We start from the raw sequence: 14,135 nt of genomic DNA on the forward strand, positions 1-14,135 counted from the left end.
CACGGGCCGCCGGTTTATCCGTTGGTGCCGATGTACTTGAAGTCGATGGTGCGCGCGGCGTCGGTGCGCGGCACCCCCATGTATTTCGCCCAGCCCAGCTCATGCATGTAGAACTTGGCGCTGTTGATGGTGATCTGCAGCACTTCCAGGGCGCCGGTCGCGACGTAGCTGCCGGTCCAATAGTAATCGACGAAGATGTGCGAAATCGACACGATCACCCGATAGGAGAAGGCCTTGACCGCCGTCACCACCGAAAGGTCGGGTGCCGTGCTGCTCGACCCCTGACCGTTCTCCAGCAGCGCTTCCGCCTGAACTTCGTATTCTTTCTGCGAGATCTGCCCGCTTTGGCGCAGCAGTTCCAGTCCCGCCATGTGCCGGCCGATGGCGTCGGCCGCCGGGGTTTTCCGGGTCGGGTCGGGCATCGGGATGGCGTAGTCGGTCCCCGCCCGGCCTTTCAGGCTGGCGTCCACCACCGCGGCGTATCCGACCGCCCAGTTGCTGACGCCCTGCGCCACGGCGGCGCGGTCGCGATTCTCGTCCAGCCGGCCGGCCATCCAGCCGGAATCCTTCCACCGGCCCGCCGCTTCACCCGGAAGGCCGCGGGTTTCCGGCACGAAATGGTAGCGGACGTCGAGCACGTCGGTGCGGTTCGCCGAACGGAAGCCCGCGGTCAGCAGGGTGCCCGGCACCTTCCATCCGTTCTGCGCGGCGAACCCCTTCGCCTTGAGCCAGACCGGGTTCTCGTCCTTGTTCATCACCGTGTGGGTGACGAAGAAGCAGGAGCCGTCCCATCCCGCTCGGTAGCGGACCACCGCAAGCACCAGATCGGTGCGCGCGCAGCTGGAGGCCATGCCCCAGCCGTCGGTCGCCGCGAGCGCGTTGGTGTGCACCTCGAGAACGGCGTCGAGCTTCCCTTCGGTGACGCGGAACAGGACCAGCGAGCGCAGATAGCCATACGCGCCCAGCTTGGGGTCGTTCCAGCCGCTGTCGCCATCGGCGCCGACCACCCAGCGCCCCTCGGGCAGGGGCAGTTTCCGGCCGTCGATGGTCAGCAGGCGCTCGACCGTCGCGCCTTGGGCCAGAACCCCCTCGGCGCGCGCCGGGGCGGCCAGGGCGAGCACCGCCAGAACCCCCGCCATAATCAGGGACGCGATGGCGCTGCGGATCTTCATACCCGGCATCTTCGACAGGCCCCCCATCAGAGTCGGGCCTCCGCGCCCACATGTTCGCCGATATAGGTGAAATCGACCAGACGCTCGGCGTTGTGCGTGTTCAGCTTGGCGTAATGGTCGTCCCAATACTGGTCGTTGAGCACGAACCAAACCGAGTCGGTGGCGTTCAGCGTCAGCGCGATGCCCCACGAGATGTAGCTGTTGGCCGTCACCAGGTAGGCGATGCCGTAATCGACGATCGTGCCGATCGAACGGAAGGAGATGTTCTTGCGCACGGAGGTCGACACCAGCGAGGTCGACGGCTTGTACTCGGGAACCTCGGTCTTCGCCCGCTCCACCTGCGCGTCGTACGTCGCCTTGTCGATCTGGCCGTCACGCAGCAGGCGGTTCAGCTCGGTCACCTTCAGATCGACGTAGGACGGGGTGGGCGCGGCGAGTTCCGGCAGCGGGCCGGGGGAGTCCGCGATCCGGTTGCGCAAGCCCCGCTCGATCCACGCGTCGAACCCCGAGGCCCAGGCCGCCACGGCCTGCACCGCGCCCTGGCGCAGCGGGTCGCTCTTCGCCGCCTCGCCGGACCAGTCGCGCAGCTGGGCGAGCTGCAACGCCGCCGGCCCCAGCAGCAGCGCCGGGCTGATATGGTACCGCGCGTCGATCAGGTCCTGCCGGTCGCTGACCCGGAAGCCGGCGGTCAGCCAGATCTCCGGCATCGTCAGCTTGGTCTTGGTAATGAAGGCGCGCGCCTTCTCCCAAGCCTCCGGGCCGCGTGCCTCGGGGCCGAAGTGCGTCGGCCGAAGGAACTGGCAGGAGGTCTCCCAACCCGTGCGGTAGCGGGTGATCAGCATCAGCTGCCCGTCCTCGGGGGCGCAGGCCCGCGTCCGTCCCCAGCCGTCGCTGCTCGGCAGCGCGTTGGCGTTGACCTCCAGCACGGCCTGGACGCGATTGTCGCGTGTCAGCAGCAGCACCGCGGAGCGGATGGCCCCGAAGGCGCCGACCTCCGGCATGGAGAAGGACTGTGTTCCCAACCCGGCGACGATCCAGTTGCCGGAAGGCAGAGGCACCTGCTTCGCCCCCAGCTCGAACTGGCCGGAGACCGTGTCGCCGACATTCAAAGCCAGCGCCCGCGACGGCGTCAGCGCGGTCCACGCGGTAAACGCCAAGGCCAACGCGACGAAACACCGGGCGCGCCGCTTCAAAAAGCCGGAGGGCCGAGCAGAGGAAAGCATAGTGCAGACCCTCGCAAACGCTCTTGTGGACAAGGAAGCTTAGCATCATGAACTATAATGAGGTAATTCTAACGCGCATAGATCGGTTTGCAAAACAATTTCCCGGATCGACAGCCACGGGCAAGGCTCCGCTCGACAGCCTCCCCCTAAGAGGCCATATACTCGGTTCACGATCCGTACCGGCCCAATCCGAACTCGACGGCTCCCCATGTCGCATCCCGTGCTCGAAGCCATCCCGCGCAAGCCGCTCGCCCGCCTCGGCACCGACCGCCCGTTGGAGGTCGTGTCCGAGTACACCCCCGCCGGCGACCAGCCCAAGGCCATCGAGGAACTCACGGCCGGCATCGAAACCGGCGAGCGCGATCAGGTGCTGCTCGGCGTCACCGGCTCCGGCAAGACCTTCACCATGGCGCACGTCATCCAGCGCGTGCAGCGTCCGACCCTCGTCCTCGCCCCCAACAAGACGCTGGCGGCGCAGCTCTATGGCGAGATGAAGTCGTTCTTCCCGAACAACGCGGTGGAGTACTTCGTCTCCTACTACGACTACTATCAGCCCGAAGCCTACGTCCCGCGCACCGACACCTACATCGAGAAGGAATCCTCGATCAACGAGCAGATCGACCGCATGCGCCACTCCGCGACTCGGGCGCTGCTGGAGCACGACGACGTCATCATCGTCGCCTCGGTCAGCTGCATCTACGGCATCGGCTCGGTCGAGCTGTACGCCGAGATGACCATCGACCTTAAGGTCGGCCAGATCATCGCCCAGCCCGAGCTGTCCCGCAAACTGACCGAGCTGCAATACAAGCGCAACGACGCCGCCTTCGGCCGCGGCCTGTTCCGCGTGCGCGGCGACACGCTGGAGCTGTTCCCCGCCCACATGGAGGACCGCGCGTGGCGCATCTCGCTCTTCGGCGACGAGATCGAGGCGATCCACGAGATCGACCCCCTCACCGGCGAAAAGCTCGCCTCCCTGGAGGCCGTGCGCATCTACCCCAACAGCCACTACGTGACGCCCAAGCCGACGCTCAACCAGGCCATCGAGCAGATCAAGCGCGACCTCAAGACCCGCCTCGCCGAACTCAACGACGAGGGCAAGCTCCTCGAAGCGCAACGCCTGGAGCAGCGCACCACCTTCGACATCGAGATGATGGCCGCCACCGGCTCCTGCGCCGGCATCGAGAACTACAGCCGCTACCTCACCGGCCGCGCCCCCGGCGAGCCGCCGCCCACTCTGTTCGAGTACCTGCCCAAGGACTCCCTGCTGATCGTCGACGAATCCCACGTCATGGTGCCGCAGATCGGCGGCATGTACCGCGGCGACTTCATGCGCAAATCGACGCTCTCCGACTTCGGCTTCCGCCTGCCCAGCTGCCGGGACAACCGCCCGCTCAAGTTCGAGGAGTGGGAGAGCATGCGCCCGCAGACCGTCTTCGTCTCCGCCACCCCCGGCAACTGGGAGCTGGAGCGCACCGGCGGCGTCTTCACCGAACAGGTCGTCCGCCCCACCGGCCTCATCGACCCGGAAGTCATCATCCGCCCCACCGAAACCCAGGTGGACGACCTGCTCGACGAGTGCAAGCAGGTGGCGGCCAAGGGCTTCCGCGTCCTCGTCACCACGCTGACCAAGAAGATGGCCGAGGCTCTGACCGAGTACATGCACGAGGCCGGCCTGCGCGTGCGCTACCTCCACTCCGACGTCGAGACGCTGGAGCGCATCGAGATCATCCGCGACCTGCGCCTGGGCGCCTTCGACGTGCTGATCGGCATCAACCTGCTGCGCGAGGGCCTCGACATCCCGGAATGCGCGCTCGTGGCGATCCTCGACGCCGACAAGGAGGGCTTCCTGCGCTCCAAGACCTCGCTCGTCCAGACCATCGGCCGCGCCGCCCGCAACGTCGAGGGCCGGGCGCTCCTCTACGCCGACAGCATCACCGACAGCATGCAGTACGCCATCGACGAAACCGCCCGCCGCCGCGAGAAGCAGCGCGCCTACAACGAGGCCAACGGCATCACGCCTGAATCGGTCAAGAAGGCCATCGGCGACATCCTGCAAAGCGTCTACGAACGCGGCGACCACGTCACCGTGGACGCCGGTGCCGCCGACACCATCGGCCACAACCTGAAGGCGGTGATCGCCGACCTGGAAAAGAAGATGCGCGCCGCCGCCGCCGACCTGGAGTTCGAGGAGGCCAGCCGCCTGCGCGACGAGATCCGCCGCCTGGAGGCCCTGGACCTCGGCATCGGCCTCGGCGAGTCGCCGAGCATCGGCATCTCCACCGGCCGCTACGCCCGCGGCGTCCCCGCCAACGCCCCCGGCGCCCCCTACAGCAAGTCCGGCAAAGCGGCGATCAAAGCCAAGAAGGGCAAGCGGTAGCTCAGCCGGAAGCGAGGAGGGTGGGACAAGGTGTTGGACGAGAGGCAGGAGGGCTCCGCCCTCCCGCACCCACCCGCCAAGGGCCGGTCGGCCCTTGTATCCCTTTACTTTGGGTCCTGGAGTCGGCGCCGCGCGGGATGTCCGCACAGCGCCCCTGACGGGACAGCATAATTCCCTCTCCCCCTGGGGCGTGGAGCCGACGGCCGGAGGCCGGATGGGCGCCGAAGGCGGCCATAGGCGGAGCGCGGTCGCGAGACTTGCGAGCGACCTGGGTTAGGGTGAGGGGGTCCCGCACCGCGGACATTACGGGACAAATCCCTCTCCCGCCCCGGGAGAGGGTGGCGCGCAGCGCCGGGTGAGGGTCCCCCCAAGGATCGCCCCCTTACCCCACCCCCGCCATCCGCCTTATATCCCCGACCAGCCCGCCCATCAGCGCGGCATCGACCTTATCTTCCATGCGCCATTGCACGCACTCGGACTTTCCGAGCAGCCCGCGCAAGGTGTCGGGCTTAGCGTCCAGCAAGCGCGCGGTAGCCTGATCGCACGTCCGGTCCGCCTGTTCCGATCGGTCCCAGGCTCGCTCGACCTCGTCGGTTTCGGCGCCGGCCCTCTCGGGTTCCGCAGCCTTTTCATATCATTGGCGGGAGGTGGGGCCGGCGCCATGTCATTGCGTGCGCCACTGGCGCCGCTTTCCCATGAAATCCGTTGCGAGCATCAGGAAAAAATCCATTGTACTCGATCAGATTCCACTCCGCATCGGCGGCCTGGAAATGATGTGCGGCCAGAAGAATTCAGGAGAATAGTGTCGCCTCGTAAGGCGCAGCGCATCGGTTCCTTTGCTCCCTGGCCAGCCGCGTCACGCCCCACCGACCAGCTCGCGAACCGCTGTCGCCACCTCGCCAGCCGGGACGGTGAAATCGTGATCGAACGCGTAGCGGCTGCGGTTGCCGGCCGCCTCGCCGACGATCTGGCGGTAGCGCTGGCCGAGCAGCGCGGTGAGCAGCCCGTACTGCGGGAGTGTGATGCGGCTGTGCACCAGCTCCACATAGGCCGCATCGTGCGGCGCGAAGACAATGGCTGCCGAGCCGCCGCCGATGGGGCCGACGATCAGTTCCGCCGAGGCGAACAGTGCGATCTGCTCGGCCATCGGGAAATCCTCCGCCACCACCGGTTCGACCCCCAGCGGGGCGAGGGCGGCCAGCACCTCCGCCTCATTGAGCAGCGCACGGTATCCGGCTTGGCGGCGCGACAGGAAGATCCGTCGGCGTGGCCGACCCATGCCCTCGCCGATGGGGCCGGCGAGGTGACGGCGCAGAAACTCCACGTGCATCGGCGCGGTGTACTGGTAGCGGTGCGTCAGCGACGGCAGCCACAGGCGGCGCGCGCAGACCACCTCGCCGGGTGTCAGCGGCATTATCCGGTCAGGCTCCAGCCCCTGGAGTTCCAGCAGGTCGCGGACCGGACGGATGGTGTCGGCGGACACCAGGACCGGTAGCCGCCTCAACTCGGGGAAGCGTTCAAGCACCGCCAGCTTGGAACTCCAGTCCAGAACCCCGTGCGACCAGTTCGGTCCACCGCCCAGCAGGATCGCCTCTTCCTCGATGGTACGTGCCGGTTCCGGTAGGTCGAGCAGCATGCGCTCGTCCGGGCTGTGCCAGACGACATGCGGCACCAGCGTCAAACTGCCGCGCGAACTGGTGCTGAAGCCGTCGATCAGCAGAGTGTCGCCGCCGACCAGGGGCGCGTGGACCCGCGGCACGATCACCGCATTCTCGGCAAAGGCCAGAAAGGCTTCGGGCGTCTCGTAGGTGCAGGATGCGCCGGTCGCATCGGTCAGGTGGACAGGGGTGGGCGAGGCGACAGTGTGGTAGGGCCAGCCATGCGCCCTACACGCTTCGGCGGCCGGGCGCACTCTGACGCGGCGCGGCGGATTGCCCGGAAAACGGGTGCGCTCGCCGGTTATGGCGGCAAAGCGCCGGTAGATCTCTGCCGCTGCTACCTCGTGCCCGAGGTCGAACAACAGGGCACCGATGCGATGCAGCGCATCCGCGTCCTGCGCCCGGTTGGCTGCGGCGGCATCCAGTTGCCGGGCGGCTTCGTCGTCGCGCCCGAGCGCCTTCAGCGCCGACGCCAGCTTAAGCTGTGCATTAAGGCCGAGAGGGTGCAGGGCGATCGCCCGCTCGTAGGCCTCGACCGCCTCTGAGTGGCGCCCCTGCGCCTCCAGCGCATCTCCCAGCGCCAGATGAATTTCGGCGACGCTGGCGTCGGCCGCCAGCGCCCGGCGGGCGCACCATTCAGCCGCCTGCGTGTTGCCGATGGTCAGATAGAGGCCGGAGACTTGGCGCAGCACCACCGGGTGCTCCGGATCGGCGGTTATCGCCCGGTCGAAGAGCCCGGCTGCATCAGCGATGCGCTCCTCCCACATTCGCAGTGCGCCCAGGTGGGCCAGTGCGTCAAGGTTGATTGGCTCCAGTGTCAGGGCTCGCTTGAAGTGCTCCGCCGCGGCCGGATCACCGGCAAGCGCTAGAATATGTCCATGCTTAATATGTCGGCGGGCCGTGTCGACGTCGGAATGGGGGGCATGGGTGCGCTCCGCTGCATCCGCTACCACAGATCACGCGTTGCCGGGTGATGGCGCGTGAGAGAGGTAACAGTTGTCAAAAATATGCCAATTGCAATGCTGCATAGCAATGACTTGTCTCGTTAATTAGTATTTTTTCTTACGCAAGCAAGGGAAGGTGGAGGGCGGGACGCAGTTCCGTGTATGCTTCCTGCTGGTATGCTCACCCGCCCCCATGAATAGGATTTTCGCGTCCTGGTAGGAGCTGCCAAGCACGTCATGCGCCTACTGAATGTTACGGGAATAAAATCCAACGACGTGTCGTAGCGGATTAATCTGAGGTTCGTGTGGAAGGTGCTGTCGGGGATTCTGGAAACGGCCCCTAAATCTCCGTCCATAGCGGAAGGGGTCTGAAGAAGGCGGCGCCTTGCCCGCCGTGCTTTTCATGCATCTTGAGATTTATGTCCTTTCATGATAGGAATAAAAACAATCACCATTCACGAAGGACCCACCCATGCCCATCGACGACCTGCACGACGATCCGTACGAAGACCCCTTCGCCGAAGAGAAGCCCGCCCGCCACACCCGGCGTCCCCGGCGCGACGACGTCGCCCGCAAGGAGAAGGAGCACGAGAGCCGCACCATCGACCTGCCCTCGGACGGCACCGGCATGGCGGTCCTGGACGAGCCGCCGGTGCCGCGCGACCGGCTGGTGCCGAGGTCGCGCTTCTCGGACGAGCAGTGGGAGCGGGCGGCCTACATGATCGCGGCGGGCTGCGCCATGATCCAGGTGGCGAAGGCCATGGGCGCCAGCCGCCCCACCATCTGGCGGGCCTACACCACGTCGCCGGACTTCCGCACGCGCATCTGGTGGGAACGCCAGCACCTGATCCGCGAGGCGAAGGCGCGCGTCCGCTCGTTGCGCGCCATGGTCGCCACCCAGCTCGAACACGCGGTGAGCCGCGGCGACATGGCGACGGTACGCTGGCTGGCCGACCGGCTCGGCGTCGTCGCGCACGAGGCCGCCGACACGGCCGACGCCGATCCCGCCGCCTTCCGCGGCGAGTTCGCCCCCAGCCCCGACGATGTCGCCCGCTTCGCCGCCGAAGCCGAGCAACCGCGCCCCTACGGCTACCCGTTCTTCGCGCCCGACGACGTCGTCGCCCCGCTGCCGGTCGAAAGCCTGCCGTGAAAGACACACGAAAAAGCGTTTCATAGTGTTTCACAGTGTTTCATTCGGGCCGTTCCATCCCACCCGGCGGGGCGGCCCGGATGCCCCCGCCGCCCCGGCCGGCCTGACGTTCGGCATAGCTCGCCGCCCACGTGTCGCTAAAAAGTCGCATGGCGGGTTTTGCAATTTCGAGTTAGGATACCTCCTACGCAAAACGCGGGTGTACGGCCATGGTTACCACCACAGCTCCCTCGAACTATCTCTCCAGCGGCGTTACGGACCTGAATCGTAACTATCTTTGGAGCAAGCTGACCGACGCGGAGCAGGCCAAGTACACCTCGTCGACTTCAACGACGGGCACCTCCGGCACCTCGACCAGTGGCACCACCACGGGAACGAGCGGAACCTCGACGACCACCTCCACGGGGGGCAAGTTCGTCTCGGTGGGGACCTCGGCGGAGATGTCCGGCGCGGCCTTCACCGGCCGGCTCGATTCGCGCTCCGCCACGCCGAGCAGTTCCACGCTGTCCGGTTTCAGCAAGCTGTGGGCCAGCGACGCGCTGCTTCAGGCGCAGCTTTCGGCCACCACGGACACGGCCAGCAAGGGCGGCGCCGTTTTCGTCAACTTCAAGTCCGGCACGGTGGCCGATACGGCGCGGCCCTACGATGGTTCCTCCGGCAACATCACCGGCTTGGGGTCGCTGCCGCGCGGCAAGAACTCCTATGGGTACTTCAGCACCGATCCGGCGATGAGCGCCACGCCCTTCGTGCAGCAGATGCCCAACGCCGACGGCTCCGTTACCGAGACGAGTTGGAGCGAAAGCACCGGCAAGACCTACAATGAATGGCTGAAGACAGCCAAGAGCCGCTACGACGAGTTCGAGGCGCTGGTCACCAAGCAGCAGGACGGGCTGTCGGCGACCTTCGGGTCGGGGCAGGGGCTGCTGGGGTACGATGTCAACAACAACGGCATCATCGACAACGAGACGGAGCTGTTCGGCTTCGACAAGGGGCTGAGCCTCGACGGCTCCGCGACCATCACCTCGGCCGACAAGCTCTCCACCCAGTCCCTCACGTTCCTGACGGGCGGGCGGCTGACGGGCGATCCGCTGGATGCGGCGCAGACGTCGGACACCTCGATCTACCGCCGCTTCATGGTGTTGGGCTCCGACGGCAAGTCGACCAGCGTGCTGCAATCGTCGATCGGCTACGCCGCCGGCATCAAAGAGTACGTCACCGCGCAGTCCACGCTCAGCTTCGACAGCGGCACCGCCACCGTCACGGCCGTCGCTCAGAAAGGCTTCAGCGTCTCCGCCTAGCTCGGATCGTCATCCGGCTTGACCTGGGTACGGCGCAGGGTACGTATGGCCCTATGGCAGAGATCAAACGGAAAGCGGCCCTGGTCACCGGGGCCGGCAAACGGATTGGCCGGGCGATCGCGCTCGACCTCGCGGCGCAGGGCTGGGCCGTGGGGGTTCACCACCACCACTCGCGTCCCGAGGCCGACTCCGTCGTGGCGGAGATCGAGGCCGCCGGCGGCCGCGCCGTCGCCCTCCAGGCCGATCTCGGCGCCGAGGATCAGGTCCGCCGCCTCGTCCCGGCCCTGACCGACGCCTTTGGGCCGTTGACGGTTCTGGTCAACAACGCCGCCCCTTTCGTCCGCGACGAGGCCGCCACCGTCACCCGCGACTCGTGGGACCTGCACATGGAGGCCAACCTCCGCGCCCCCTTCGTGCTGATGCAGGCCTTCGCCGCGCAACTTCCGGCGGACGAGCACGGTCTGGTCGTGAACATGCTGGACCAGCGGGTGTGGAACCTCACCCCGCACTTCATGTCCTACACGGTGTCGAAGGCCGGCCTGTGGACGCTGACGCAGACCATGGCGTTGGCTCTGGCCCCGCGCATCCGCGTGAACGGCATCGGCCCCGGCCCGACCCTGCGCAACGAGCGCCAGTCCGAGGCCCAGTTCGCCGCTCAACAGGCCGCCACACCGCTGAAGCGCGGCTCTTCGCCCGAGGAGATCTGCGCCGCCATCCGATTCCTGATCGCCGCCCCGGCGGTGACCGGCCAGATGATCGCCCTGGACGGCGGCGAGCACCTGGGCTGGGCACAGTCCTCGCGCGGCTTCGTGGCCACGGAGTAGCACCCCGTGCGGGATGATTTTTACCGCTTGGCGATCGGCGGGGAATTTGAGGGCGGTGCGTTTTACACAGGGCGCCACGACCGCGCAAGTGGCCTTTTTGCCCGCGTGACAATTTTATGAGGCACCCCCAGGGTCCCCGCTTGACATCTGCTAATCCAAGCAAAATCAATGGCTTGGCGCATTTGCTTAAAAAATAGGCGGTCGCTACGCAGCCCTTGTGCCGCCTGACTCCCGGCACGATATCGAAGGGGTTATCGACACACTTATCCACAGGAATGGTGGATAGTCTTAAGCCGTGGTTGAGTCGGAGGTATTAACGCTTATGGTGAGGGGGCGGTTGACCGCAAACGTCTGGTCGCCGACATTCCCGGCATGTCCGACGCTCCCGAGACCATTCCCGACTCCAAACCGCGCCGCCGCCGCGTCTCCGACCTGGCGCGCGGGGTGGAGGTCATCCAGGCCTACCTGAAGACGCTCCCTTCCAACCCCGGCGTCTATCGGATGATCGCGGCCGATGGCGCGGTGCTGTACGTCGGCAAGGCGAAGAACCTCAAGCGCCGCGTCTTCAACTACACCCAGGTCAACCGCCTGCCGATCCGCCTCCAGCGCATGGTGGCGGAGACCGAGACGATGGAGTTCGTCACGACCCACACCGAGGTCGAGGCGCTGCTGCTCGAATCGAACCTCATCAAGCGGCTGATGCCGCGCTACAACGTGCTGCTGCGCGACGACAAATCGTTTCCCTACATCATGATCACCAAGGGCCACGACTACCCTCAGCTCCTCAAGCACCGCGGCAGCCGGTCGGGTGACGCGCACTATTTCGGCCCCTTCGCCTCGGGCATGGCGGTGACCCGCACCATCACGGCCTTGCAGCGCGCGTTCATGCTGCGCAACTGCGCCGACACGGTGTTCAACACCCGCACCCGGCCCTGCCTGCAATACCAGATCAAGCGCTGCACCGCCCCTTGCGTCGGCCGAGTCTCCTCCGCCGAGTACCGCGCCCAGGTCGAGCAAGCCCGCGCCTTCCTGTCCGGCAAGAGCCGCGACATCCAGGCCGAACTGGCGCAGCAGATGATGCAGGCTTCCGAAGAGCTGAACTTCGAGACCGCCGCGCAGATCCGCGACCGCATCAAGGCGCTCACCGCCATTCAGGCGCACCAGGACATCAACATCGAGGGCGTGGTCGAGGACGCCGACGTCATCGCCGCCTACGCCGAAGGCGGGGCCACCTGCATCCAGGTGTTTTTCTTCCGCGGCGGGCGGAACTACGGCAACCGCGCCTATTTCCCCAGCCACGACAAGGCGCAGGAGGTGGAGGAGGTGTTGGGCTCCTTCATCGCGCAGTTTTACGACAACAAGGCCGCTCCGCCGCTGATCCTCATCAGCCACGAGCTGCCGGAATCGGTTCTTCTCACCGAGGCGCTGGCCCTGCGCGCTGGCCACAAGGTGGAACTGGTCGAGCCCAAGCGCGGCGACAAGCGCCGCATCCTCGACCACGCGCTGACCAACGCCCGCGAGGCGCATGGCCGGCGCTTGGCCGAGCATTCCTCGCAGGCGCGCCTGCTGGAGGGGGTGGCGACCGTCTTCGGCCTGGACGGCCCGCCAGAGCGCATCGAGGTCTACGACAACAGCCACGTGCAGGGCGCCTTCGCCATCGGTGCGATGATCGTCGCCGGGCCGGACGGCTACATGAAGAACGCCTACCGCAAGTTCAACATCCGCGCGCAAGACGCGGCCGGCGACGACTACGCCATGATGCGCGAGGTGTTCACCCGCCGCTTCGCCCGCGCCCTCAAGGAGGACCCGGAGCGCGCTCGCGGCACCTGGCCCGACTTGGTGCTGATCGACGGCGGCCTGGGCCAGCTCAACGTGGTGCGGGAGGTGCTGGCCGAGCTGGGCATCGACGATGTGGCGCTGGTCTCCATCGCCAAGGGGCCGGACCGCGACGCCGGGCGGGAGCGCTTTTTCCTGCCCGACCGTGCGCCGTTCCAACTGGAGCCGCGCGACCCGGTCCTGTACTTCCTGCAACGGCTGCGGGACGAGGCGCACCGCTTTGCCATCGGCACCCACCGGGCGCAGCGGACCAAGGCCATCGCGAAATCACCCATCGACGAGATCCCCGGCATCGGCCCGGCGCGCAAGAAGGCGCTGCTGCACCATTTCGGCAGCGGCAAGGCGGTGGCGCGGGCCGGGCTGGCCGATCTGGAGGCGGTGGAGGGAATCAATCGTACGGTTGCGAAAAAGATATACGATCATTTCCATCCAGACGGTTAGAATGCCGCCGAACCTTCTCCAGCCGCCCGGACCCATGCTGACCAGCCTGCCCAACCTTCTGACGCTCTCGCGGATCGCGGTGATTCCGCCGGTGGTCGGGCTGTTCTACGTGCCGGAGGCATGGGCGGCCTGGACCAGCCTCTCGCTGTTCGGTGCCGCCTGCATCACCGACTGGTTCGACGGCTACCTCGCCCGCGTGTGGGAGCAGGAGTCGGTCATCGGCAAGTTCCTCGACCCTATCGCCGACAAGCTGCTGGTGGCCGCGGTGCTGATCATGCTGGTCGGCTTCGGCCGGCTGACCGGGTTCTCGGTGCTGGCGGCGGTGGTGATCCTCCTGCGCGAGGTGCTGGTGTCGGGCCTGCGCGAGTACCTCGCCGGGCTCCATGTCGGCGTTCCGGTGACGCGGCTCGCCAAGTGGAAGACAACCATCCAGATGCTGGCGATCGGCTTCCTGATCGTCGGCGACTACGGCCCGCCGGAGATCCCCTCGGTGATCATCGGCACCACGGGGCTGTGGGCGGCGGCGATGCTCACCTTCGTCACCGGCTGGGACTACACCCGCGTCGGCCTCCGGCACATGATGGCGGCCCCGCCCCGGCACCCCAACCCCCGCGCCACCAAGACGGCCCGTTCCGCATGAAGATCTTCGGTTTGACGGGGTGGAGCGGCAGCGGCAAGACCACGCTGATCGTCAAGCTGCTGCCCGCGCTGATCGCGCGCGGCCTGCGCGTGTCGACGCTCAAGCACGCCCACAAGGGCTTCGACATCGACCACCCCGGCAAGGACAGCCACAACCACCGCCTTGCCGGCGCCACCGAGGTGGTGGTCAGCTCGCCCACGCGCTGGGCCGTCATGCACGAGCTGCGCGACGAGCCCGAGCCGACGCTGGCGGAACTGCTGGCGAAGGTGACCCCGGTCGACCTCCTGCTGATCGAGGGCTTCAAGCGCGACCGCCACCCCAAGCTGGAGGTCTGGCGCCGCTCGGTCGGCAAGCCGCTGATCGCGGTGGACGATCCGACCATCGTGGCGGTGGCGAGCGACGGCCCGGTGCCGGAAGCGTCGGTGCCGGTCTTCGACCTGGAGGATTCCGCGGGCATCGCGGCGCTGATCGTCGAGTGCGCGGTGCCTGCCCCGCGCTGAGCCGGCGGCCGGACGTGGTTCCGGTGCTTTAAATCCTTCTTCGCCGCGGCGGCCCCGCCGCCCACGCCGACT

Annotated in this window: 10 protein-coding genes and 1 pseudogene; 7 read left to right on the forward strand and 4 right to left on the reverse strand. The window is 66.9% G+C overall.

Annotated elements, in window-relative coordinates; translation table 11 throughout:
- Positions 1-14 precede the first annotated feature (14 nt).
- Together ACSVDD_RS09025 and ACSVDD_RS09030 are read right to left on the reverse strand one after the other, a co-directional pair.
- Positions 15-1,172, reverse strand: coding sequence for a DUF2061 domain-containing protein (locus ACSVDD_RS09025; protein ID WP_448188996.1), 1,158 nt, complete (start codon positions 1,170-1,172; stop codon positions 15-17).
- 26 nt (positions 1,173-1,198) lie between these two features.
- Entirely contained in the window at positions 1,199-2,335 is a 1,137-nt protein-coding gene (locus tag ACSVDD_RS09030) for a DUF2061 domain-containing protein (protein ID WP_448188997.1), read from the reverse strand.
- 268 nt (positions 2,336-2,603) lie between these two features.
- On the opposite strand from ACSVDD_RS09030, the gene uvrB reads away from it, so the two are divergent.
- On the forward strand, positions 2,604-4,772 hold the full coding sequence (gene uvrB / locus ACSVDD_RS09035; protein ID WP_448188998.1) for an excinuclease ABC subunit UvrB: 2,169 nt from the start codon (positions 2,604-2,606) through the stop codon (positions 4,770-4,772).
- A gap of 856 nt (positions 4,773-5,628) precedes the next feature.
- Here the strand turns inward: uvrB and ACSVDD_RS09040 are convergent.
- Together ACSVDD_RS09040 and ACSVDD_RS09045 are read right to left on the reverse strand one after the other, a co-directional pair.
- On the reverse strand, positions 5,629-7,122 hold the full coding sequence (locus ACSVDD_RS09040; RefSeq protein WP_448189156.1) for a glycosyltransferase family 61 protein: 1,494 nt from the start codon (positions 7,120-7,122) through the stop codon (positions 5,629-5,631).
- A gap of 15 nt (positions 7,123-7,137) precedes the next feature.
- Positions 7,138-7,383 (reverse strand): annotated as a pseudogene (locus ACSVDD_RS09045) (hypothetical protein); the annotation flags it as partial.
- A 463-nt stretch (positions 7,384-7,846) separates the two neighbouring features.
- Between ACSVDD_RS09045 and ACSVDD_RS09050 the strand changes: the two are divergent.
- From ACSVDD_RS09050 to mobB, 6 genes are all read left to right on the forward strand, one after another.
- Positions 7,847-8,524, forward strand: coding sequence for a hypothetical protein (locus tag ACSVDD_RS09050; RefSeq protein WP_448188999.1), 678 nt, complete (start codon positions 7,847-7,849; stop codon positions 8,522-8,524).
- A gap of 209 nt (positions 8,525-8,733) precedes the next feature.
- The gene (locus tag ACSVDD_RS09055; protein ID WP_448189000.1) at positions 8,734-9,822 is read left to right on the forward strand and encodes a hypothetical protein; all 1,089 of its coding nucleotides are present in this window, start codon (positions 8,734-8,736) and stop codon (positions 9,820-9,822) included.
- A 53-nt stretch (positions 9,823-9,875) separates the two neighbouring features.
- The gene (locus ACSVDD_RS09060) at positions 9,876-10,646 is read left to right on the forward strand and encodes an SDR family oxidoreductase (protein ID WP_448189001.1); all 771 of its coding nucleotides are present in this window, start codon (positions 9,876-9,878) and stop codon (positions 10,644-10,646) included.
- 372 nt (positions 10,647-11,018) lie between these two features.
- On the forward strand, positions 11,019-12,923 hold the full coding sequence (gene uvrC, locus ACSVDD_RS09065) for an excinuclease ABC subunit UvrC (RefSeq protein WP_448189002.1): 1,905 nt from the start codon (positions 11,019-11,021) through the stop codon (positions 12,921-12,923).
- Positions 12,924-12,957: 34 nt separating this feature from the next.
- Positions 12,958-13,563: a CDP-diacylglycerol--glycerol-3-phosphate 3-phosphatidyltransferase gene (gene pgsA, locus ACSVDD_RS09070; protein WP_448189157.1), complete on the forward strand. Its 606-nt coding sequence runs from the start codon at positions 12,958-12,960 to the stop codon at positions 13,561-13,563.
- The gene (mobB, locus tag ACSVDD_RS09075) at positions 13,560-14,063 is read left to right on the forward strand and encodes a molybdopterin-guanine dinucleotide biosynthesis protein B (RefSeq protein ID WP_448189003.1); all 504 of its coding nucleotides are present in this window, start codon (positions 13,560-13,562) and stop codon (positions 14,061-14,063) included. Before pgsA ends, mobB begins: the two co-directional genes overlap by 4 nt.
- Positions 14,064-14,135 lie beyond the last annotated feature (72 nt).

The organism is Azospirillum terrae (assembly GCF_053470425.1).

Excerpts from the sequence above, each read along its gene's own strand:
- uvrB (WP_448188998.1), top strand. The coding sequence starts at position 2,604 with ATGTCGCATCCCGTGCTCGAAGCCATCCCGCGCAAGCCGCTCGCCCGC.
- mobB (WP_448189003.1), top strand. The coding sequence starts at position 13,560 with ATGAAGATCTTCGGTTTGACGGGGTGGAGCGGCAGCGGCAAGACCACG.
- ACSVDD_RS09025 (WP_448188996.1), bottom strand. The coding sequence starts at position 1,172 with ATGAAGATCCGCAGCGCCATCGCGTCCCTGATTATGGCGGGGGTTCTG.
- uvrC (WP_448189002.1), top strand. The coding sequence starts at position 11,019 with ATGTCCGACGCTCCCGAGACCATTCCCGACTCCAAACCGCGCCGCCGC.
- ACSVDD_RS09060 (WP_448189001.1), top strand. The coding sequence starts at position 9,876 with ATGGCAGAGATCAAACGGAAAGCGGCCCTGGTCACCGGGGCCGGCAAA.
- ACSVDD_RS09050 (WP_448188999.1), top strand. The coding sequence starts at position 7,847 with ATGCCCATCGACGACCTGCACGACGATCCGTACGAAGACCCCTTCGCC.
- pgsA (WP_448189157.1), top strand. The coding sequence starts at position 12,958 with ATGCTGACCAGCCTGCCCAACCTTCTGACGCTCTCGCGGATCGCGGTG.
- ACSVDD_RS09055 (WP_448189000.1), top strand. The coding sequence starts at position 8,734 with ATGGTTACCACCACAGCTCCCTCGAACTATCTCTCCAGCGGCGTTACG.